The sequence below is a fragment of the Methylocaldum sp. 14B genome, from assembly GCF_002005105.1.
In the GTDB taxonomy this organism is placed as follows: domain Bacteria; phylum Pseudomonadota; class Gammaproteobacteria; order Methylococcales; family Methylococcaceae; genus Methylocaldum.
On sequence record NZ_MSCV01000025.1, the window covers coordinates 1 to 22,389 of the forward strand.

Consider the following 22,389-nt stretch of genomic DNA (forward strand, 5'->3'; position numbering starts at 1 on the left):
TTAAGTAAACACCCATGAACCGCAGCCAACTCGAATCCGGAGCATCCTCATGACCCAGCTTACGCTTGCCGCCTTGTTTTTCGTCGGCATTCATTTCTTGATCGCCGGCACCCGATGGCGGGATCGGCTGATCGAGAAATACGGCGAGCGGATCTACCGCATCGGTTTTTCCAGCCTTTCGCTGCTCGGCCTAGTCTGGCTGATTTACGCCTACCGCCGTGCGCCTTACATCGAAACCTGGGGACAGCTCGCGTGGTTCAAACCCGTCGCGGCGCTTTTGATGCTGGTCGCTTTTTTCCTGGCTGTCGTCGGCTTAACGACACCCAATCCGACTGCGGTAAACGGCGAATCTCTGCTCTCTGAAGCAGAGCCGGCACGAGGCATTCTGCGGATCACCCGTCATCCCTTTCTTTGGGGAATCGGCCTGTGGGCCATCGTGCACCTGATCGCCAACGGCGATGCCGCAGCACTCGTGCTGTTCGGGTCCTTGCTGATCCTAACGATAGGTGGAACCCGCTCGATAGACGCCAAGCGTCAAAGGCACTTCGGAGAGCAATGGGCGAAATTCACGGCCGTTACGTCCAATATACCTTTCAACGCCATCCGAGAAGGGCGCAATCAGCTCAAATTGACCGAGATCGGTTGGTGGCGCATCACGCTGGCCGTAGTGCTTTATCTCGCAATACTGCATTTCCACAGCAAACTATTCGGAGTTTCGCCGCTCTTCTGAGTTTATTAATCTGGCCCGTAAATACCCTCCTGGTATTTCGGGCCGGCGCCCAGGCCGCTACACGCTTAGGCCTTGGCTCACGAGGCTGGTCGCCGCGCCGGGGCGCATCCCTGCCCCGGATTAACCCGGTCTATATTGATAGGCCGGGTTAATAACAGCACCGGGATCAAGTCCCGAAATTTTGCATCGAAACTTGAGATTCTTGAAATTTAGGAGTCACGGCAATGAACGACGATACTTTCAACATGGACATCCGCAAGTTCCTGAAAAAGGTCGGTGTGACTTCGCAGCGGGAGATCGAGCTGGCCGTGCACGACGCGCTGCAAGCCGGCAAGCTCGTCGGAAACGAGAAATTCGCCGTCAAGATGACCTTGGAAGTTCCGGCCCTGAACATCCATCACGTCATAGACGGCGAGATCGCTCTGGAGTAGTCCCTTCAAACACGTTCGTCGGCAAAGGATTGCCGACCTACGAATGGGTACGGGCGGTGTCCCCGTCCACGCCGCTATAAAGCGATGAAAAACGCTCTAGCGCGCCGCCCCTCGACGGCGGGCTCAGCCGCAATGCTATTAAGTTAAGCCGTCATTCCGGCAGGGATTGCTCACCCCATCCCTGGGGTTCGTCCTACGGACCGTGCTCCGCACGTCCAAATTTGCTCCTGGCAAATTTGTGCCGGACAAATCGGCAGGGCGAGGCGCAATGCGGCGAGCGGGCAGGCCAGGGAAGGACTGCCCCGGACTCGCGAGCGAAGCGGGACGGCGTAGCGTGGCGAGGCCGATTTGCACACGAAGCGCCCGTAGGGTGCCGCACAGGGACTGTGCGGCATGAATCCAGTGCACAAGGAAGTGATCGGCCTCTGCCGTCCATGGCTTTTGGACCCCGGCATTCCAATCGCAAACGGTGTCTTCGGGAGCACCGAAGCCACCCTTCCCTGCCGGGGTGACGTCATTCGTCTTAACTTAACGGCATTGGGGCTCAGCCGCCGGTAGCGTTCATGTGGCGGAAGATGACGGGCTGTGCCTTGATGTCGAAATAATGCCGTTCGGGCTTGATCGCCATCGAATCGACGATCGCATGTTTCAGCTTGTGCATATCGCCGGGATTGGCTCGCAAGACCCGTTTCAGATCTATCGAGTGTTCGTTGCCCAGACAGAGCAGCAACCGGCCTTCGGCCGTCACTCTCACGCGGTTGCAGGTTCCGCAGAAATTGTGGCTGTGCGGGGATATGAACCCCACACGTGTGTGGGTGCCGGACACGCGGTAATAACGGGAAGGTCCGCCTGTGGTTTCCGGCGTGGGCAGCAGGACAAAACGCCGGTCGAGATCCCGCTTGATGTCGTCGCTGGAATAATACTCCTCGGCACGGTCGTGCCCATCGACCGCGCCCAGCGGCATCTCTTCGATGAAGCTAATGTCGATGTTCTTGGCGATCGCATAGTCGACCAGATCGCTCACCTCGTCATGGTTGCGATTCTTGAGCACGACGGCATTGATTTTGAGTCGTTCGAAACCGGCATCCAGCGCGGCGTCGATCCCGCGGAGCACCTGATCCAAGTCCCCTATCCGGGTCATCTTCCGGAACCGGTCGCCATCCAGCGAATCGAGACTGACATTGATGCGCTTTACTCCGGCGGACTTCAGCAGCAATGCGGTTTTTTCCAGCTGCGATCCGTTGGTCGTCAAAACCAGCTCTCTCAAGCCCCGCAGCTTGCCGATTTCTTGCAATAGATCGACCGCGCCCTTGCGCACCAGGGGCTCTCCGCCCGTGATGCGTATCTTTTCGACGCCGAGTTCCACGAACGCCGTGGCGACGGCCAGGATTTCCTCGAGCGTCAAGATCTGAGCGCGGGGCAAAAAAGCCATGTCCTCGCTCATGCAATAAATGCAGCGAAAGTCGCAGCGGTCGGTGATGGAAATGCGAACGTAACTGATACGCCGCCCGAAGCGGTCTATCAATTGCGCGGGTAAAGCCGCCATAGTCTAGTCATTCCGATCGGGTAGGTTCGAAAGCTTAAATCACGATTTTCCCACGAAGGCGGCCCAATAGCCAAGCAAATCACTCAGGATTTCATCTCCATCTTCTTCCGTTCATAAAGTCCCGGTTAAGAAACCTCCAGCGCCTTTCGAACGTCCGTCGCCCAGCGGATCGATTCCACGTAAGCGCTCGCCGGTACGCCCTGTTCAAACTTGCAACCCTGAATTTCACCGGGCTCGGCGCGCTCGAATGCAATCGCGGCGCGGAGCACATCGCCGATCGGGCCGCTACCATGCAGCAGCGCCTCATCGATGCGGTCATCGAGGTTCAAGTGTCGCAGAATGTCCTCCTTGGGAACGTCCATGACGGCGTCCAGCAGGGAAAATAACCCGGTTATGTAATAAAGCTCGGTATTTGGCCGTTTCATTCGTTCGGCCAGCAGCTCGCAGGTTCGCGCCCGTACCAGTGCCGTGGTCAGCAACTCGCGCGGGCGGTAATCGACGGAATTGACCAGAATGACCGACGCCCAGTTTTTGATCCGCTGTACGCCGAAGAAAATCACGGCCCGGCGGATCGAGTCGATCCGCTTCGTCACACCGAAAAATGCGGCATTGACTAATCGGAGCAGCTTATAACTCAGGGTCATATCGCGCGTGATGATCGCCTCGGCCTCGGCGACGTCGACCTTTGGACTTTGGAGCCGCGCAAGCAGTTCGAGCACGGCCAGGCGGTTTCCCGGTATATCGCAACTGCGCAAATGTCGGGGCCGCTCGAAAAACATGCCTTCGTAATAATCGAAACCCAGCTTGCGGAAACGATCGTATTCGTCCGGCGTTTCTATGTCTCTCACCAGAAGATGCAGATTTTGGTCGTGGCGGGCCGTCCAACTGATCTTAAAACCGTTCAGCTTTCTGGCATCCAGGGAGCAGATCGATACGAAGTCGGCCTCGCGCCTAAGTTCGACCAAATCGCAGGACGGATTATGAAGCGCGATGGTAAAACCCTCGTCGGCCAGGCGGGATACGGTTTCCTCCGCCGCACTATCATTCAAGACGTCTCCCGATACCGCCAGAACCACCTGGGACTTCGGCCAGGCCAATCCTTCGCATACGGTTAAAGAAGTGGACGGCACCCGGAGCATCGCTCGGCTATCGCCGACCAAATCTCTCAAATCCAGCGCCTGGCCGGCCTGCCGCACCGCTTCGGTCCACCGATCTTCGCTGTCTTTGGTCCCTACGCTCAGAGCTTCACCGCTGCAAAAGCTAAGCTCGTAGCCGTATACATCGAGAGTGTGCGTGTATATGGGCACACGGCCGATCAACCCATCGAACATACTGTCTCCCCCACCGTATTTCGTCCAAAATGAAACCAAGCAAGAGGCTAGCACAAGAAACTTTCATGCGCTCGACGTGTTGTCGCCGCGTGGAATGACGACCAAAATCGGCCGACTACCGGTCGTTTAGCCTGCTCCGGAATAATTTATTAATCAGGCCCGTAAATACCCTCCTGGTATTTCGGGCCGCCGCCCAAGCCGGTACACGCCCGGCCTGGGCTCACGCGGCTTGTCGCCGCGCCGGGGCATCCCTGCCCCGGATTAACCCGACCTATATTTATAGGCCGGGTTAATATCGATCAGACCCGTAAATACCCTCCTGGTCTTTCGGGCCGCCGCCCAGGCCGGTTACACGCTTAGGCCTAGCTCACGCGGCTGATCGCCGCCCCGGATTAACCCGGCCTAATTTAGAAGCCGGGTTAATAACGTAGACTTAGACTGTGACGGACGTGGACGGAAACAACGGACTGCCGCAATGGCGAGAAACGACGGCACCGGTGCCGTGTCGGTCCCTCCGGCAGCTTGGTAGCAGGAAATTTTCCGGGCTTTATCGGAGATAAAACTCGGCTCAAAATTGTCTTTAAGTATACGCATACGTATACGCGTCCCACAGTCTGGCCAAACGGACTGACCACCACACGGTAGGCGCAAGACCTTCGTTTAAAATCTCAAAGAACGGGACGGACACACGAGACAACCTAATGAATAAGCTCTTACAACTCTTTAAAGACGCATCGGCTTTCAGCGAAGACAACGTCGGTTTTCTCGAAGATCTCTACGAGAGATTCTTGCGGGATCCCGAGTCCGTCGATGAAAGCTGGCGGGAGAAATTCCGGTCGATCCAGCACGAATTGACAAGAGAGGAGCCCGCAGCCGAAAGAGAGCGCCGCGTCATCAAAGCGGCAATCGGGGAATCCGAAGCGGAAGAAATGCTGCGCAAGCAATCCGCTGTAGACCGGCTGATTTATCAATACCGAACCCGCGGCCATCAGTCCGCCGACAACAACCCGTTAAAGCTATCCCCCCCGGCAGCGCTGAAGGATTTGGACCCTGCCCATTACGAGCTGAGCGAAGATGAGCTGGACCGTCCGTTTTACATCGACATCCTGCGAAGCCCGGAACGGCTGCCATTGCGCGAGATTCTCTCGATGCTGCGGCAGACCTATTGCGGACACGTCGGTGCGGAATACACGCATATCGTCGACAGCGACATCAAGCGATGGATCCAAAAGCGGCTGGAAAGCACGCGCGCCCGCGGAAACTTCAGTGCCGAGGAAAAGAAATGGATGCTGAAGCTCCTTACCGCCGCCGAGGGTATAGAAAAATACCTGCATCGGAAGTACGTGGGCCAAAAGCGGTTCTCGCTCGAAGGGGCGGAAAGCCTGATTCCGCTGCTGGACGATCTGATCCAGCGGGCAGGCGAAAAAGGAACCAAGGAAATCGTGATGGGCATGGCCCACCGAGGGCGGCTGAATGTGCTCATCAACATCCTTGGGAAAAAGCCCAGCTCGCTATTTCAGGAGTTCGAAGGCATATATCCGAACGCACCGCCATATGCCAGCGCAGGCGACGTGAAATATCACATGGGCTTCTCATCGGACATCGAAACGGGCGGCGGCATGGTGCATCTTGCCCTGGCCTTCAATCCTTCGCATCTCGAAATCATCGATCCGGTCGTGGAAGGTTCCGTGCGCGCACGCCAGGACCGGCGCGAGGACGAAGACGGCGAGACCGCCGTACTCCCGGTCCTGATTCACGGCGACGCCGCTTTTGCGGGGCAAGGCGTCGTCATGGAGACGCTCAACATGGCCGAAACCCGTGCTTATACGACGGGTGGAACCATACATGTCGTCATTAATAACCAGATCGGCTTCACCACCAGCAACCCGTTCGATGCCCGATCCACGCTGTATTGCACCGATGTTGCGAACATGATTCAGGCGCCGGTTTTTCACGTAAACGGCGACGATCCCGAAGCGGTGCTCTATGTCACCCGGCTCGCTCTCGATTATCGGATGAAATTCAAGCGAGACGTGGTGATCGATCTTATCTGCTATCGCCGCCACGGGCATAACGAGGCGGATGAACCGGCTGTGACTCAACCTTCGATGTACCGGTTTGTCCGCAACCATCCGCCGGTTCGGAAGCTTTACGCCGACCGATTGATCGCCGAAGGAGTGGTAACCCCCGACGTCGTCCAGCGCATGGAGGAGGATTACCAAAATGGTCTGAAGAAAGACGAAACATTCCTCCGGCCGATCGTTCACGACGCCATGAGCTACTACAAAACCCGCTGGGATCACTACCTCGGCACCGAGTGGACGCTGCCCTGCGATACAGGTTTGCCACAGAAAACGATTCAAGACCTGTCGCAGCGACTGATCGGCATTCCGCCGGGATTTGCCCTTCATCCGCGTGCGGCGGCGATCATGGAAAGCCGGCGCAAAATGGCGGCCGGGGAAATACCTCTCGACTGGGGATATGCTGAAACTCTGGCCTATGCCTCGCTGCTGACCGAGGGTTACGCCGTACGTTTGACCGGTCAAGACGTGGGACGCGGAACGTTTTTTCATCGTCACGCAACTCTGTATGACCAAGATTCCGGCGATACCTATATTCCGCTTCAGAACCTCAGCGACAACCAGGCGCGTTTTTACATTTACGACTCGCTGCTGTCCGAAGAAGGCGTGCTCGGGTTCGAATACGGCTACAGCAGCTCCGAGCCTGACACCCTGGTCATTTGGGAAGCCCAATTCGGAGACTTCGCCAACAATGCCCAGGTTGTGATCGATCAATTCATCACCTCGGGAGAGACCAAATGGGGACGGCTCAGCGGACTGACCATGCTTCTGCCACACGGCTACGAAGGCCAGGGCCCCGAACATTCATCGGCCCGGATCGAGCGCTATCTGCAACTATGCGCCGAACAGAACATTCAGGTGTGCGTGCCGACGACACCGGCTCAGATCTTTCATCTTTTGCGCCGGCAGATGCTGCGACCTTACCGGAAGCCGCTGATCATCATGACGCCCAAAAGCCTGCTGCGGCACAAATTGGCCACGTCGCGGCTGGAAGAATTGTCGGACGGAAGCTTCCGCAACATCATCGGCGAAATCGACGCCCATGACCCGGCCAAGATCACCCGCGTCATCCTCTGCACCGGCAAGGTGTTCTACGATCTTCTGGAGACTCGGCGCAAGGAAAACCTTCACCACGTCGCCATTATCCGCATAGAGCAGCTCTATCCCTTTCCTTACGATCTCTTCATGCAGGAACTGGCGGCTTACCCCCAAATGAAAGAATTGATCTGGTGTCAGGAAGAACCGGAAAATCAGGGCGCGTGGCACCAGATCAAGCACCGCTTCCTGAGCCTGCTGGAAAAGGACATCGTCCTCAGCTATGCTGGACGGCCGATGTCTGCTGCGCCCGCCGTAGGCCAATTCCACCGGCATTTGGAGCAGCAGAAGAAAGTTGTCGAAGACGCATTGTTTGGAACCGTGCCCCGTCAAGAGCCTTTAGGAATAGTTCATGCGCATCGAAGTCACCGTGCCTAATCTGCCCGAGTCCATCACCGACGCGACCTTGCTCGACTGGCGTAAACAGCCGGGCGATACGGTGCAGAAAAGCGAGACTCTCGTCGACCTGGAAACCGACAAGGTGATCCTCGAAGTTCCCGTGCCGGACAACGGCGTGCTGCAGGAAATCCGACACGCCAAGGGTGACGTGGTCGGGAGCGGTGAGCTTCTGGCGGTCATTGAAACAGAGGCCCGTCCCGCGGTCGCCGAAACTGCCGCGCCCCCGGAAATACCGGCAAAGCCGGAACCGGCGGCTGTGCCCGAGGCGGTACCCAGACCCGTGAGGTTCGCCCAACCCATGGGACCTTCGGTACGCAGGCTGATCATGGAGCATAACCTCGATCCGGCGCAGATAAAAGGCACGGGACGCGAGGGCCGTTTGACCAAGCAGGACGTCCTGGATTATCTGGAATCGCAAAAACGCAAGACCGTCGAAGCGGTTGCGCCGGCTCGGAGGCCGGAGCCGGCACCGAAGGAGAGACCCGAGGTCAGAGCGACGGAAGGCCGGGGCGAACGACGTGTGCCGATGACCCGGCTTCGAGCCCGCATCGCAGAGCGCATGATCGAGGCGCAACACACGACCGCAACATTGACCACATTCAACGAAGTCAATCTGCAGAAGATCTTCGACCTGCGGAATCAGCACCGCGCACGTTTCGAGCAGGAATATAAGATCAAGCTGGGCTTCATGTCCTTTTTCGTCAAGGCGGCGGTGGAAGGCCTCAGACGCTTTCCGATCATCAACGCTTCGATCGACGGAAACGACATCGTCTACCACGATTATTACGACATCGGCATCGCAGTATCCACCGATCGCGGGCTAGTGGTGCCGATCCTGCGTGACGCCGACCGTCTCAATTTCGCCGAAATCGAAAAGGCGATCATCGATTTTTCACAAAAAGCGCGGGACGGCAAACTCAGCTTCGAAGAGTTGAGCGGCGGCACGTTCACCATCACCAACGGCGGCATTTTCGGATCGATGCTCTCGACCCCGATCCTCAATCCGCCGCAGAGCGCCATTCTCGGCATGCACGTCATCAAGGACCGGCCAGTGGTCGAGGACGGACAGATCGTGATTCGACCGATGATCTACCTGGCCCTTTCCTACGATCATCGCATCATCGACGGCCGCGAAGCCGTGACTTTTCTGTTCACGTTAAAGGAACTGCTGGAAGATCCGGTCAGATTGCTACTGAAGATCTGAAGCTAAGGCTTTAATAGGCTGCGCCTCGTCCTCGGCCTCGGTCCGATCTGGTTTTCGCCCGGACGATTGGTCGAACAAAGGCAATCGAATCGAAAATTCGGCGCCCTGATCTTTGCCGGCGCTAGCCACCGAAATTTTACCGCCATGCATCTCCACCAGGCTTTTTACGAGAGCCAAGCCGACACCGAGTCCGCTATGGCCACTATGCAGCGGCCGTTCGAACTGAACGAAGGGTTCGAAGATATGTTCGAGCGCGTCCGGCTCAATCCCGATGCCGTTGTCTCTCACCTTAATCGAGATTTCCCGTCCCGTCTGCTTCATCGCCAACTCTATCCGGCCTTTTACAGGCGTAAATTTTGCGGCGTTCATCAATAGATTGGCGATGATCTGCGAGAGCCGTGCCGGGTCGCCCCAAAGATAAATCGGCTGGCCGGCTGCACTATGCACCAACTCCTGCTGGTTCTTTTCGATCACCGGCCGACAGACTTCGATAGCATGGGCGATCACCGAAGCCATATCGGTGACTTCAAAACTCAGCTGTAACTTGCCCCTCGCGACCCGCGATATATCCAAAAGATCGTTGATCAGCCGAGTCAAATATTTAACCTGGCGCTCGATGCTATCGGTAGCCGATTCGAGCAATTCCGGCCGTTCCGAGCCACGCCGTTTCAATAATTGCGCCGAAGTCAAAATCGGCGCGAGCGGATTCCGGAGTTCGTGAGCCAAGAGGGCAATGAACTCGTCCTTTCTTCGATCGGCCTCGCGCAGTGCTTCTTCAACCTCCTTGACGTGACGCAAGCTCTCTTCCGCGCGTTTCCGGTCGGTAACATTGGAAAGAACGCCAACCAGTCTCCGGCCGCTCTCCCGGTTGCCCAAAACATGCTGTCCCCGCGCTTCGACCCAGTTCGATTGTCCATCCGGCGAGACAATGTGGAATTCCTGGCTATAGCTCTCGGCGGGCTGATCGCCGCTCTCGGGAACCGAGGGCAAGTTCCGTTCCGCGATATCCCGTACCCAGGCCAGAAATTGGTTCTCGAAACCGATAGCTGAATGCATATCCGTCGGGTCCAGCCACGTTATTCCGCCGCTCGACGAATCACGCTCCCACACCGCCATGCGGCCGGCTTCGAGGGCCAGCAGCAGGCGTGCTTGACCGTCCCTCCATGCTTTCTCACCGCATTTCATTTGATGGATATCCATAGCGATACCCACCCACTGGCGGACCTCGCCGCGTTCGTCGCAAAGCGGCAAAGCGCGGATGAGATGCCAGCGATACTCTCCGGTCCGATGACAGCGGAATCTGAGTTCTGTCTCGTAAGGGAGCTTTTTTCTTAGCGCCTCCGGCTGCTCGGTGAATACTCGCTCGCGATCTTCGGGGTGCAATACCGACGTCCATCCCTGCCCACGACTCTGTTCCAAGGTCAAACCACTGTACTCGAGCCAATGATGACTTGCGTAGACCAAAGTGCCATCCGGCGCAGCCGTCCAGATCACGAGAGGAGACACCTCCGCGAGAAGCCGGTATCTTTCTTCGCTTTCCCTTAGCGTGTCCTCGAAGCGCTTTTGCCCGGTGATATCTTTAACGGCAACATTTACGCCGGACACAAAGCCATCGTTTTCTTTTATCGGAAAAAAACTCGCCAGCAGAACCCGCTGTGTTTGAGAACTGTTCGGCGTTGTCCCTGAAATCTCTTTTTCCAGAATCGGCTCGCCCGATACGATCACCCGCCGCAGTAAGGGAATGATTGCTCGACCGACCTCCGGTACCACCTCCTGTATGTCCCGCCCGATATGTGCTTCCACGGGAACTCCATGAATTTCGGCAAGCCGACGATTAATTCGGACAAAGCGCAGATCCCGGTCGAGAAAGCAGAGACCTACCGGCGCCGTGGCATAAATACCCTCGATTTCTGCAAGTTGCGATTTGACGGCACGCTGGCTGCGCACCACCGACTCCTCCAATTTCCGGCGACGCACGATTTCTTGCTCCAGCATTTGTTGGCGGCGCGCAGACTCGTGGGCTTGGAATCTGGAAAGCCGGTGCCAGTGACCGATCCCGCTCAGCAACAGCCCCTCGGCTACGAAAAATACGAGCCGAACCTGTTCATCCATATAGGGAAAAAGTCGCTGGATGCCGAAAGCGGATTCTCCGAAAAGAAAATGATCCGCTGCCAGCCCGAGAATCAGCGCCAATATCCCGGCGCCGAATCCGCCTAGGAAGGCACCCACGGCAACCGGAATTAGCAGCAATAGGCTGATCGGAGCCGGTCGGTTCATCGCATGGGTCGCGGCGATCAACCCTAGGATAACCATCAGAGAGGCGAGCGCGGCAATATAGGGCTTAAGAACGGCGAATGCATTCCTGGGCTTCAACGTCTCGCTGGATTTATTGAAGCTGGACACGCCTGACCTCCGTTCCGATAACCCCGGGCAACACTTGCCAAGTCCTAAGCACATTTATCCATCCCAACCCGAATACGATGACGGAATGGACGATAAAAGCTCCTACGTATTTGTATCAGCTACAGATTGACTAACGGCCATCGCGGCACTGCGGTCAGGCTGCGACGATCGGTAGCTTATATTTCGAAGATAAGAACGATTCGTTCAGTCACGCCGAGTTTATTGGAACATTCGGCTCATATGAAAGACCTGAACGCTCTGTGGCCGTAGAGTACGATGTCTAACGCCGATTCGAATGTACGTACTCTTACGTATGTCTGGATTACGCTCTCTGCCTTATCTGCTACCAAAAGGACCCGTGACGCAGAACCAAGAGGAATTTACGGCCTATGCCAGTAATTCCAAATCGCTTTCAATAAGGCATTAATTTTTGTAGGGTGGGTTAGGCCGCGAGGCCGTAACCCATCGAGCGACCTCGAATCGGTGGGTTACGCTCCGCTAACCCACCCTACGTAATGTTCACTCGAATGCCGAATGGAATAAGCCGTTCGCTCGAAGCTTGTCAAAGGGTTTCTATGGCCTACTGGAATAGGCTCCTGATGGTGACGTTCGGTTAACCGACGCCGGAACTGATTCTGGAGCGCAACGCTTCTAGGTTTCGCAAATAGGCGACAAGCTTTGGTTCCCAAGCGGCGACACAAGCCAACGCTGTCGTGCCAAACGACAGTCATCAACCCGCTACAAACCGTACCAACTCAGCCCAAGTATGGCTCGCCCGGTCAAATCTCGTCGTGACGATTAACGGATTCCCATCTGAATCGCGAGTGCCACGAGATCGGCGAGTGACTGAACGCCCAGCTTCTCCATAATGCGGGCACGGTGGATTTCAGCGGTACGATGACTGATGCCCAATGCCTTGCCGACCTGTTTGGCCGAATAGCCACGTGCTAGGTACACCAAAATTTCCTTTTCACGCGGTGTCAGATTAGCGTATAGAGCATCAAGCTCGTGCTGACGCGACTTTTCTTCGTAACGCTGATAACTGAGAGCGAGTGCGTTTCTTATCGCCGGTATCAGGACGTCGGCATCGACGGGCTTTTCAAGAAAATCTACGGCTCCACCCTTGAAGGCTGCTGTCGATTTGGGCACGTCGCCAAATCCCGTCAGAAAAATGATAGGAAGGTTAAATCCCCTCTCAGTAAGGATCTGTTGCAAATCCAACCCGGAAATTTGCGGGAGATTGATATCCAGAATGAGGCATCCTTGTTGCTCGGGCTTCACCGAAGCCAGGAAATCAGGCCCGGACAGGTAGGTTTCAACAACAAATCCCTCAGCCCTCAGTAGCGCTGCCAAGGCATCGCACACGTCGGGGTCATCGTCGACGATGAAAACTGTTAGTCCATTAACAGCCATATCTAACGCCTTTCCAATTAGTATGGTTTCGAGGGTATGCGGTCGGTATTTTCCATGAAGGTCATGCATTTGTATATACGAATATGCAGCCAAACCGGCCCGAAATATGATCGATGAATACGTTATCCTATCTCCCCAAATACAGCTTTGTAAACCTAGGCTTACGTCTATATCGGTTTCGAGAGACCATATTCGTAAGAATGACAAGCTGCATCACGATGAGACAGCGGATCGTTTTTCCGAAGCGAAGGACATTCATCTTAGCGATCAACCCATCCCGCACCTCGCAAACGGCTACAGCAACGCCGAATTGAACCCGCCCCCTCTCGTTTAGACAAGCGAATCCGCATTGTTTGGAGAGCTAGCCGCTAACCCGCATTTCTCACACTCCTCCAATCGCAAACGGGCCTTTAATCGGCCCCTTCCAATCGCAAACGGTCGCTTTAGTCGCGACCCTTCCAATCCTCCTGGAGCACCGGAGCCGCCCTTCCAATCGCAAACGGTTGCTTTAGTCGCACCCCTTCCTTCGTCGGCACATCCTACAGCCTGATGTGCCGGCTACGCCTTCGCCGTCGCTCGGTCCATGCTGCGCCCACAGCATCGTCTCGACGCCCTCGCAACGAAAGGGTGTGAGAAATGCGGGCTAGAGCTTGTCAAACACTCTAAAAAGAGATTCGACCGTTGTTTCCGCGATCTCGATCATACAAGCCGTCAGACTTGCTCCGGCAATTTTCAATGCCTTTAGATCACCACCAAGGGACAAGAATGAGGAATTTCGATGCCCAACGAGAAGGCGAGAACCGCATACTGCAACCTGGACGCAACTGTTGGCGAATTGCCCGCGCCCGTCGAGCTTCATTTTTGATCGACAGCTCGGCGTATTTTCCGGCCTTGCGAGCGGCAGCGACTCGTGCTCAGCGATCTATTTTCATCATCGGCTGGGATATCGACAGCCGAACCAAGTTAGCCCAAGACGGCGTCAGCGATGGATTTCCGATCCAGCTCGGCGACTTTCTGAAAGCGCTTATCGAAGACCGCCGCGGATTGGATGTCTATATTTTGAATTGGGACTTCGCAATGCTTTATGCACCCGGCCGCGAAGTCCTGCCGATTTACACGCTTGGCTGGCAAAGACATCGGCACCTTCACTTTTATCTGGATGGCCGGCATCCGGTCGGTGCCTCGCACCACCAGAAAATCGTCGTGATCGATGACGCCGTGGCCTTTGTCGGTGGCATGGATCTCGCCCAGGAACGTTGGGATACGCCGGACCATGAACCCAACGCCCCCTACCGTCGAAGATCCAACGGCCAAGCCTACGCCCCGGTCCACGATGTGCAGATGATGGTGGACGGAGAAGCAGCTGCGGCGCTCGGCATGTTAGCCCGTGAGCGCTGGCGCAATGCGACAGGCAACCAACTCCGTGCCGACAGCGATGCCGGAACCGATCCCTGGCCCCCGTCGATCGTCCCGGACATCAGCGATGTCGATGTCGCAATCGTCCGAACGGTCCCACGGTTCAACGGCGGTGTCGAAATTCTCGAACTCAGGGAACTGTACGTCGATGCAATCCGGTCAGCGAAGAACACGATTTATATCGAGAACCAGTATCTGACGGCTTCTTCGGTCGGCGCTCTGCTCGAATTGAGACTTCGTGAGCCGAATCCGCCGGAGATCGTCGTCGTATCGCGACTGACCGGCGGCGGTTGGCTCGAGCAAACGACAATGGAAGTCTTGCGGGCTCGATTGCTTCGCCGCCTTCGCGCAGCCGACCGACATGGCAAGTTCCGGATCTATTATCCCGACTGCGATGGGCTGAACGATCAGTGCATCAACGTACATTCCAAACTGATGGTGGTGGACGACCGCCTTGCGCTCGTCGGCTCGGCGAATCTTAACAATCGCTCGATGGGGCTGGACACGGAATGCAATCTTGCCATCGAAGCGACCGAGCCAAATACGGCAAAAGCGATTACAGGTTTAAGAAATCGCTTGCTGGCCGAGCATTTGGGCGTCGGAACGGATCGAATGGAACTGGCTATCAGACAGGCGGGCTCGCTGATTGTCGCCATAGAAAGCTTACGGGGAAACCCGCACACGCTTCGGCACCTTGAAGGCGAAGTATCGCCCGAGGCCGATGCCCTTCTACCCCAGGCCAGCGTAGTCGATCCGGAAGCGCCCATCGATCCCGATCGATTGATCGACGAACTCATCCCCGTGGAACACCGGCCTTCCGCCCGCAAACGGATTACCGCCACCCTCAGCCTGCTCGCAGCTATCGGGGCGCTTGCGGCCGCGTGGCGCTGGGGGCCACTGCACGAATGGCTCGACAAGGAGACGCTGATCAATGTCGGACGCACACTGCAACGGACTCCGGCAACGCCGGTATGGGTCATCGGCGCCTATATACTTGCCGCTATAACAGCGATACCGATCACATTGGTGATCTTCACGACGGCAGTTGTGTTCGGTCCTATCACGGGTTTTGTTTATGCGATTCTCGGGTCGCTGGTAGGTGCCTCTCTCACCTTTGCGCTCGGCCACGTTTTCGGTCGAGATATCGTGCGGCGACTGGGCGGCGCCCGACTCAATACGCTCAGCCGCTGGCTGCGTCATCGTGGCTTGCTGGCCATGCTTACGGTCCGGTTGATACCCGTCGCGCCGTTCACCGTGGTCAATTTAGTTGCGGGAGCCTCCCATATCCGTTTCCGCGACTTTCTATTGGGAACGATCTTTGGGATGGTCCCCGGCGCCATGGCCATCACGGTTTTTTCGGATCGCTTGGCTGCTGCGGTCCATCACCCGAGTCCGATCAATATCGCCTTGCTCGTCGCCGCCGCCGCCATTATCGGGGCTGCCGCATTCGCTACGCACCGATGGCTGCGTCGGCGCGAAGCGGAAAACACGGCATGCGCCGGCGGCTCGATCGGGTAACGGGTCCGGCATGTCGTTAGTCGTTGCAACTTACAATGTTCACGACTGCATCGGACGAGACGGACGTTACGATCCGGAGAGAGTCCTGACCATCATTCGGGAACTCGATGCCGACCTCATCGCGCTCCAGGAACTGCAATGGGAGCCTGAAGTCGCTCTCGACCTGCTTCAGCATTTCGCCTCCCGTCTGCACTACCGGGCCGTTCCGGGCCCGACGCTGCTCCGCCGCAACGGGCACTACGGCAACGCCATCCTTACCCGGCTGCCGGTTCGTAACATTAGGCGTGTCGATCTCAGCATACCGCACCGGGAACCCCGTGCAGCGATCGATTTGTCGGTCGACAGTCCTTGCGGGCCTCTTCGCGCGATCGGGACTCATTTGGGATTGTTTCCCGGCGAGCGGCGGAAACAAATGACCCGGCTTCTGAGCATACTGGCCGATGCCCCGCCGCCCGCGCTTCTCTTCGGCGATCTGAATGAGTGGTTTCTATGGGGAAGGCCTTTTCGCTGGCTGCGCAACCATTTCGGACACATACCCGATATCGCCACTTACCCGTCCATATTTCCTCTGTTCCCTCTCGACCGAATTTGGGTCAAACCCCGCGAGCTTCTTGCGGACATTGCGGCATACTCAACGCCTCTGGCACGCGAAACCTCCGATCATCTGCCCTTGCGGGCAGTACTGAAACCGGCGGATTCGAGCTCGAATCCGTAAGGTTTTTTTACGTTCACTGTCTCAGGAATGACTCATAGTTACTTATCTATAACTCGATATTCATAAGGAATTCTGATTTACCTGCGACTTGAATTTTTTTATAAATTGACTACCGAGGCTTTGCCGAGGTGCAGGACTTAATTCGCAAACTCACTCAAAATAAGGAAAGTACCATGAGAATCAAAGGAGACTATTTGAGGAAGAGTCTGCCAGCGCTTTTAGACAAATGGGCAGACGATGTTGATAGGCTGGATATCCGGATTCAACCCGATGACGAAATGGATGCAGACAACGAAGACCGCTATGAACGCCCCCATTCGATCGGCTTCGAGTCTGGCTTCCACGCGCAAGCCCGTTAGCGAATGCTTACGGATTGACGCGACCCCACTCGTCCGAGCATTTCGGCTATCCCTATAATCCCGAGGACCCGAGGCTCCGCCTCGCTTCGTTGCCCGATCCGTTCGGGCAACGAAGCTAACCACAGACGCGGGCGTAGTCCGCCCGCCGCTCATGTCGTCAACAACGCCTGTCTTGCGACTTTCGCGACAGAGTTGTCCTCTTGCCCCAAAAGCAGTAATCGACGAGATTTTCCGGGCTCGTGCGGATAGATAGCGCCTGAGTCGCCCTGAAACTGACCGCCGCCACCGTTTCCCCAAACACACTGCCTTCATCATGAACGATTCGACAAGGTTCGCTTTTAAACGCGCAACTGACGCCCCCGCTCTGCCGAATACCAGCGTTCGCTTCATTATTCACTGTATGGCAGGGTTTCGTGGATGGTTTCTGCTGATGCTGATTCTGGAAACGGGACAGGCCATGAGCAACATCCTCGTACCCTACGCCATCGGGCAAATCATCGATGGCGTGACCGAGGCAAGCGGTGATTCGATTCCCTTGACGGAGCGCTTGAAAACGCCCTTGATGCTTTTCGCCGCATTGAATATCGCCGAAATCCTGTTCAGCCGGGCCAGCGGCGCCTGTCTGATCATGGTGGGACCGCGCTTGCGCAAAAGGACAACGCAAATACTGTACGCCTACCTGCAGCACCATTCCGTCCGGTATTTCAGCGGGCATTTTGCCGGCGCACTCGCGCACCGGATCACCGAAACCGCCATGAGCGTCAATCATACCGCTTGGGCGATTCTCTTCGATTTCTGGCCGGTCGGAGTCGTATTCGCCGTGTCCGTCGCGTTGCTGCTGAGAACTCACGATAATCTCGGATGGTTCGTAGCGGCCTGGGTGCTGGTCTACGTAGGCGTATCGTTCTGGCTGGCCAAACGCTGCCGTCCTTACGCTCAGGCTTATGCCGAAACCCGCAGCCAAGTGAACGGCAAAATCGTCGACTCCGTGACTAATATCCTGAATGTCAAATTGTTCGCCCGACTGCGTCACGAGCGGGATTATCTCGACCGTTATCTCGAAACGGAGGTCAAAGCCGGGCGCCGGACTTTCTGGTACATGGAGCGGGTGCGCTGGTTTCAGTTCATATCCGCGGCTGCCTTGAAGGTAGGCACGATATACTTCGCCTTGAGGCTCTGGGACCAAGGTCTGATCGGGGTCGGCGACTTCGCGATGAGCGCCGGACTGGCGCTTCTGATCATCGGTGATGCCCGCAATCTCAGCCGCCGCTTTCTGGAGTTCTTCGAATATGTGGGCAATGTCGGCAACGGCGTCACCACCATCGTCAGACCCCATGACATCGTCGATACGCCAAAGGCACAACCATTGCGAATAACGCGCGGACGGATCGAATTCCGCGATGTCCGGTTCGGCTATGTGCCGGGACAGTGGGTATTCGACGGGTTGAGCGTCGTCATCGAGCCCGGTCAGCGGGTCGGCCTGGTCGGATTCTCGGGCTCCGGAAAATCCAGCTTCGTCGGGCTGATCCTCCGCTACTACGAACCTCAAGGCGGTCAGATCCTGATCGACGGCACCGACATCGCTCACGTAACCCAGGACTCGCTTCACGAGCAAGTCAGTCTGATTCCCCAAGATCCCAGCCTATTCCATCGTTCGCTGCGGGAAAATATACGTTACGGACGGCCGGACGCCGAAGATGCCGAAATCGCCGCCGCAGCGCGAATGGCGCGCGCCGACGAGTTCATCGACGGCATGAAAGACGGCTACGACTCCCTGGTGGGCGAACGCGGCGTCAAGTTGTCCGGCGGCCAGCGGCAACGTATCGCAATTGCCCGGGTCATGGTCAAAGACGCGCCGATTTTGATACTCGACGAGGCTACGTCCAGTCTCGATTCGATAACGGAAAAGGCGATTCAGGACAATCTCGATCGGCTAATGGGCCAAAAAACGGTCATCGTCGTCGCCCACCGCTTATCCACGATCGCGCATCTCGACCGTATCCTGGTCTTCGACCGAGGCCGCATCGTCGAGGACGGGAATCACCGGGAATTGCTTGCAGCAAAAGGCTTTTACCACAAATTGTGGACCATGCAGGCAGGGGGTTTTCTTCCCGATACGAGCACAGATCTCTCGCGTTATGCAGCGCAGTAGCGAGACTGTTTACTTGACGCCACTCTTGCAGAAGCAGGCCCAGCCGAGTAAAAACGTGGTTCGCTCGATGATTCGAGCTGCTATTCGGACTCGGCTTTTTTTCTTGTCCGACAATATGCCGCGCATTGGAGCCCGTGCGACAGTGCGCCTCGAAGAACCTACTTGCGGCCCGATTGCTGTGTTGCGCGTGCTCGGACAGTCCTGCGGCACAGGGACGTACGCCGCACAGGACTGCGGAATCCTCATGTACTCCATGTACACTCCGGTTCCTGTGTCGCGGCTCCCATCCGTGGGAGCCGCCCTTAACGGGGCCTGCCATTGGCAGTCCAAATTGGCAATGTCCTTCCGTGGACTTTGCCCTTCGGACGAACGCGGTTCGTCTCATTCCGCTCCCTGCGGAATGGTCGCTTTCGGCGGATTTGTCCGGACGTCTTGGACTCGGGCCGCAAGTAGTTTTTTCGAGGCGCCCAACACGGCATCCGGTTCGCACATCAAACCTAAAATGGAGTGTAAACACTATGAAGAAACTCGGATCTTTTGCCCGAGCAGTTGCTCTTGTCATATTCGGGCTGTCCGGCTGCACCCCTTCGCCGTCTGCCGATGCAGAAAAACACAAGCGGGAAAGCTTGAAATTTTTGGTCGACAACGAGAAAAAGCCCGGCATCTTGAGTACCGCGAGCGGGTTGCAGTACCAGATCCTTAGCGAGGGCAACGGCCTTTCACCGAAGGCCACCGACACCGTAACCGTTAACTATCGCGGCAGCCTGATCTCGGGCCAGGAATTCGACAGCGGCGAAAACGTGAGTTTTCCTTTGAACGGGGTTATTCGCGGCTGGACCGAAGGTTTGCAACTCATGAAGGAAGGCGCCAAATACCGCTTTTTCATCCCCCCTGAACTGGCCTACGGCGAACGTGGCGCAGGCCGCGTGATTCCGCCAAACGCGGCTCTGATCTTCGATGTGGAACTGGTAAAGGTTAATCCTTAATCGGATCTGACTGCGCAACCGGATGCGGTTTTCACTTCAAGTGCGCCTACCATGTTCGAAAATCTCTTCGATTCTCAGACGATCAAAGATTTCATACCTCACGGGACATGCCTTCTTTGGCGCTCCGATTTGCTGCTTCTTCATGTCCTATCGGATTCGCTGATTACGGCGGCTTATTATTCCATCCCCGCGGCACTGATTTTCTTCGTCCTCAAGCGGCGGGACCTTGAGTTCCGCTCGATCTTTGTCCTGTTCGGCATCTTCATCATGGCGTGCGGGACAACGCATCTAATGGAAATCTGGACGATTTGGCATCCCAATTACGTGCTGGAAGGATTCGTCAAACTGTTTACCGGCCTAGTCTCGATCGCGACCTCGGTCCTGCTTTGGCCGCTGATTCCCCACGCCCTCAAACTCCCGAGTCCTGCCAAGCTCGAAGAGACAAACCGCCAGTTGCAGCATGAGATCGAAGAGCGCAAAGGGAAGGAGCAGGAAATCAGACAACTAAACGCCAATCTCGAAAAAATGGTGGAGCAACGCACCGCGCAACTGGTCGAAGCAAACGCCCAACTCGAGGACGAAATCTTGGAGCGCCTCCGCATCGAGGAATCGTTACGCGAATCGGAAAGCCGCTATCGCACGTTATTCGAGCAAATGCCCGATGCGCTGGTGCTGATGGATATCGAAAGCGGCAAATTGATCGACTTCAATCCGAAGGCTCACCAAAATCTCGAATATAGGCGTGACGAATTCCGGAAACTGCGAATAAGCGATATCGATCGGCAGCAATCGGAAGAGGACATCAGACGACATATCGAGAAAACTCGTGATACCGGGGAAGATGTATTCGAAACCGAGCATATTACAAAAAGCGGCATCGTACGGAATATCCGCGTCACCACCAAGGTCATTCAGCTCAATCAAAAAAAATTGATCCAAGCGGTATTCACAGATATCACCGACTACAAACAGCTTGAGCTTGCTCTGCGCACCCAACAGCAGAAATTGGAGCAATCCCAGAATCGGCTCGAATATATCGTCAATACCAGCCCATCCGTAATTTACATACTCTCCCGAACGGGCAATCCGGAATGCCCCTTCAAGGTCGATTTCATGGGCGAAACCATAACCCTGGTGACCGGCTATGAACCGCACCAATGGTATTGCGACGAGACCTTCTGGATCGATCATGTTCATCCGGACGACCGTGCTGCCGCTCTGGAAAATCAAAGCCTCCTGATTAGTCAAGGCGAACTCACGCATCAATACCGGTTTCGACACAAGGACGGCTCGTACCGGTGGATTCACGACAAGCTTAGATCGCTTCGAGATTCCGAGGGAAACATGATCGAAGCGATCGGCGCCTGGGTCGATATTACGGAACGCAAGCAAGGCGAACTGGCCCTAAAGGAAGCAAAAGAGGCCGCCGAAGCCGCGAATCGCGCCAAAACCGAGTTTCTCGCCAACATCAGCCACGAGTTGAGAACTCCTTTGAACGGAATACTCGGGTTTACCCAGGTGCTTCAAAAACAGACCGATCTCACCTCAAAACACAAGGAATATCTGGGTTATATCGGCCGCTCCGGACATCATTTGCTGACATTGATCAACGATCTGCTCGATTTATCCAAAATCGAGGCGGGGCGACTGGAGGTGGAAAATTCCATTTTCCATTTCGTAGAGTTTCTCGACGGCATTGCCGAGATGTTCGAATTCCGAGCAATAAATAAGGGCGTTGGTTTTATCTATGAAAAGGCCGCGACTCTACCCGAATACGTTATCGGTGATGAAAAGCGCTTACGGCAGATACTCATCAATCTCCTCGGCAACGCCATAAAGTTCACCCATCAGGGGTATGCCGCTCTGAAAGTCTTCAGTCATGGAGAAACCGTCTATTTCCGGATTGAAGATACCGGCCAGGGTATCGCCGAAGAGGATATGGGACGAATTTTCCTGGCCTTCGAGCAAGTGGCCGATCACGACTCTACGGAAGGAACAGGCTTAGGGCTAGCTATCAGCAAGCGGTTGGTGGATGCCATGGGCGGACAAATCGACGTGCAAAGCACTCGCGGCCAAGGCAGTGTTTTTACGGTTTCGCTGGCGTTGCCGGCAGCATCGAATCCGTCGAAACCGAAAGCCGATGAGAATCAGGTCATTGGTTACACCGGAAAAGCGCGACGGATCATGATCGTCGACGATAATCCGGATAATCTGACGATGCTGTCGGCGCTTCTGGAATCACTGGATTTTGTCATAGAAACGGCCTCGAACGGCAGAGAATGCTTGGACAAGTTCGCGCTTTTCGAACCTGACCTGATCATGATCGATCTCTTGATGCCCGATATGGATGGGGCAGAAACGGTCAAACATTTACGGCAGACGGAATCCGGGCAAAACGTCAAAGTCATCGCAGTCACCGCGCATGCGTTCGATGACATCAGAGACATGTGCCTGGCATCGGGCTTCGATGACTTCATCACCAAGCCGGTAGATCTCGGGGATTTGCTGAACAGCCTGCAAAAATCCTTGGGCCTGACCTGGCGCTACGCCGACACCGGTTCACATGCAAAGCCGGCACGCGCCAAGGCCTCGTAACCCTGCCCGGATCTT

The 22,389-nt window shown here is 56.0% G+C and carries 14 protein-coding genes; 10 read left to right on the forward strand and 4 right to left on the reverse strand.

Annotation, left to right across the window (positions count from 1 at the left end; genetic code table 11):
• Window positions 1-49 precede the first annotated feature (49 nt).
• Window positions 50-730, forward strand: a complete 681-nt coding sequence (locus B2A78_RS17040) for an NnrU family protein (RefSeq protein ID WP_077731219.1) — start codon at window positions 50-52, stop codon at window positions 728-730.
• Between the two features lie 224 nt (window positions 731-954).
• On the forward strand, window positions 955-1,161 hold the full coding sequence (locus tag B2A78_RS17045; protein WP_077731220.1) for a DUF6494 family protein: 207 nt from the start codon (window positions 955-957) through the stop codon (window positions 1,159-1,161).
• Between the two features lie 544 nt (window positions 1,162-1,705).
• Here B2A78_RS17045 and moaA read toward each other — a convergent pair.
• On the reverse strand, window positions 1,706-2,707 hold the full coding sequence (gene moaA, locus B2A78_RS17050) for a GTP 3',8-cyclase MoaA (protein ID WP_077731221.1): 1,002 nt from the start codon (window positions 2,705-2,707) through the stop codon (window positions 1,706-1,708).
• Between the two features lie 125 nt (window positions 2,708-2,832).
• Window positions 2,833-4,038: an HDOD domain-containing protein gene (locus B2A78_RS17055; protein ID WP_077731222.1), complete on the reverse strand. Its 1,206-nt coding sequence runs from the start codon at window positions 4,036-4,038 to the stop codon at window positions 2,833-2,835.
• Window positions 4,039-4,739: 701 nt separating this feature from the next.
• Here B2A78_RS17055 and B2A78_RS17060 point away from each other — a divergent pair.
• Window positions 4,740-7,592 carry a 2-oxoglutarate dehydrogenase E1 component gene (locus B2A78_RS17060; protein ID WP_077731223.1) on the forward strand — a complete coding sequence of 951 codons (2,853 nt, stop codon included), beginning with the start codon at window positions 4,740-4,742 and terminating at the stop codon, window positions 7,590-7,592.
• Entirely contained in the window at window positions 7,567-8,817 is a 1,251-nt protein-coding gene (gene odhB / locus B2A78_RS17065) for a 2-oxoglutarate dehydrogenase complex dihydrolipoyllysine-residue succinyltransferase (RefSeq protein WP_077731224.1), read from the forward strand. Before B2A78_RS17060 ends, odhB begins: the two co-directional genes overlap by 26 nt.
• On the opposite strand, the gene B2A78_RS17070 is transcribed toward odhB, so the two are convergent.
• Both B2A78_RS17070 and B2A78_RS17075 read right to left on the reverse strand, forming a co-directional pair.
• Entirely contained in the window at window positions 8,803-11,220 is a 2,418-nt protein-coding gene (locus B2A78_RS17070; RefSeq protein ID WP_168175466.1) for a PAS domain S-box protein, read from the reverse strand. The genes odhB and B2A78_RS17070 overlap by 15 nt on opposite strands.
• Before the next feature lie 798 nt (window positions 11,221-12,018).
• Window positions 12,019-12,633: a response regulator gene (locus B2A78_RS17075; RefSeq protein ID WP_166642602.1), complete on the reverse strand. Its 615-nt coding sequence runs from the start codon at window positions 12,631-12,633 to the stop codon at window positions 12,019-12,021.
• An 861-nt stretch (window positions 12,634-13,494) separates the two neighbouring features.
• Between B2A78_RS17075 and B2A78_RS17085 the strand changes: the two genes are divergently transcribed.
• The 6 genes from B2A78_RS17085 (at window position 13,495) to B2A78_RS17110 (ending at window position 22,374) form a co-directional block, all read left to right on the forward strand.
• Complete coding sequence (locus B2A78_RS17085; RefSeq protein WP_168175467.1) at window positions 13,495-15,567, forward strand: VTT domain-containing protein; 2,073 nt, start codon at window positions 13,495-13,497, stop codon at window positions 15,565-15,567.
• Between the two features lie 10 nt (window positions 15,568-15,577).
• Entirely contained in the window at window positions 15,578-16,282 is a 705-nt protein-coding gene (locus B2A78_RS17090; protein ID WP_077731229.1) for an endonuclease/exonuclease/phosphatase family protein, read from the forward strand.
• A 173-nt stretch (window positions 16,283-16,455) separates the two neighbouring features.
• Window positions 16,456-16,641 carry a hypothetical protein gene (locus tag B2A78_RS17095; RefSeq protein ID WP_077731230.1) on the forward strand — a complete coding sequence of 62 codons (186 nt, stop codon included), beginning with the start codon at window positions 16,456-16,458 and terminating at the stop codon, window positions 16,639-16,641.
• Between the two features lie 430 nt (window positions 16,642-17,071).
• Window positions 17,072-18,793, forward strand: a complete 1,722-nt coding sequence (locus B2A78_RS17100) for an ABC transporter ATP-binding protein (protein ID WP_240502571.1) — start codon at window positions 17,072-17,074, stop codon at window positions 18,791-18,793.
• A 518-nt stretch (window positions 18,794-19,311) separates the two neighbouring features.
• Window positions 19,312-19,779 (forward strand): FKBP-type peptidyl-prolyl cis-trans isomerase, encoded by a 468-nt coding sequence (locus tag B2A78_RS17105; RefSeq protein ID WP_077731232.1) that lies wholly within the window; start codon window positions 19,312-19,314, stop codon window positions 19,777-19,779.
• Between the two features lie 51 nt (window positions 19,780-19,830).
• A complete protein-coding gene (locus tag B2A78_RS17110; RefSeq protein WP_077731233.1) occupies window positions 19,831-22,374 on the forward strand; it encodes an ATP-binding protein in 2,544 nt (847 codons plus the stop codon).
• The last annotated feature ends 15 nt before the right edge of the window (window positions 22,375-22,389 follow it).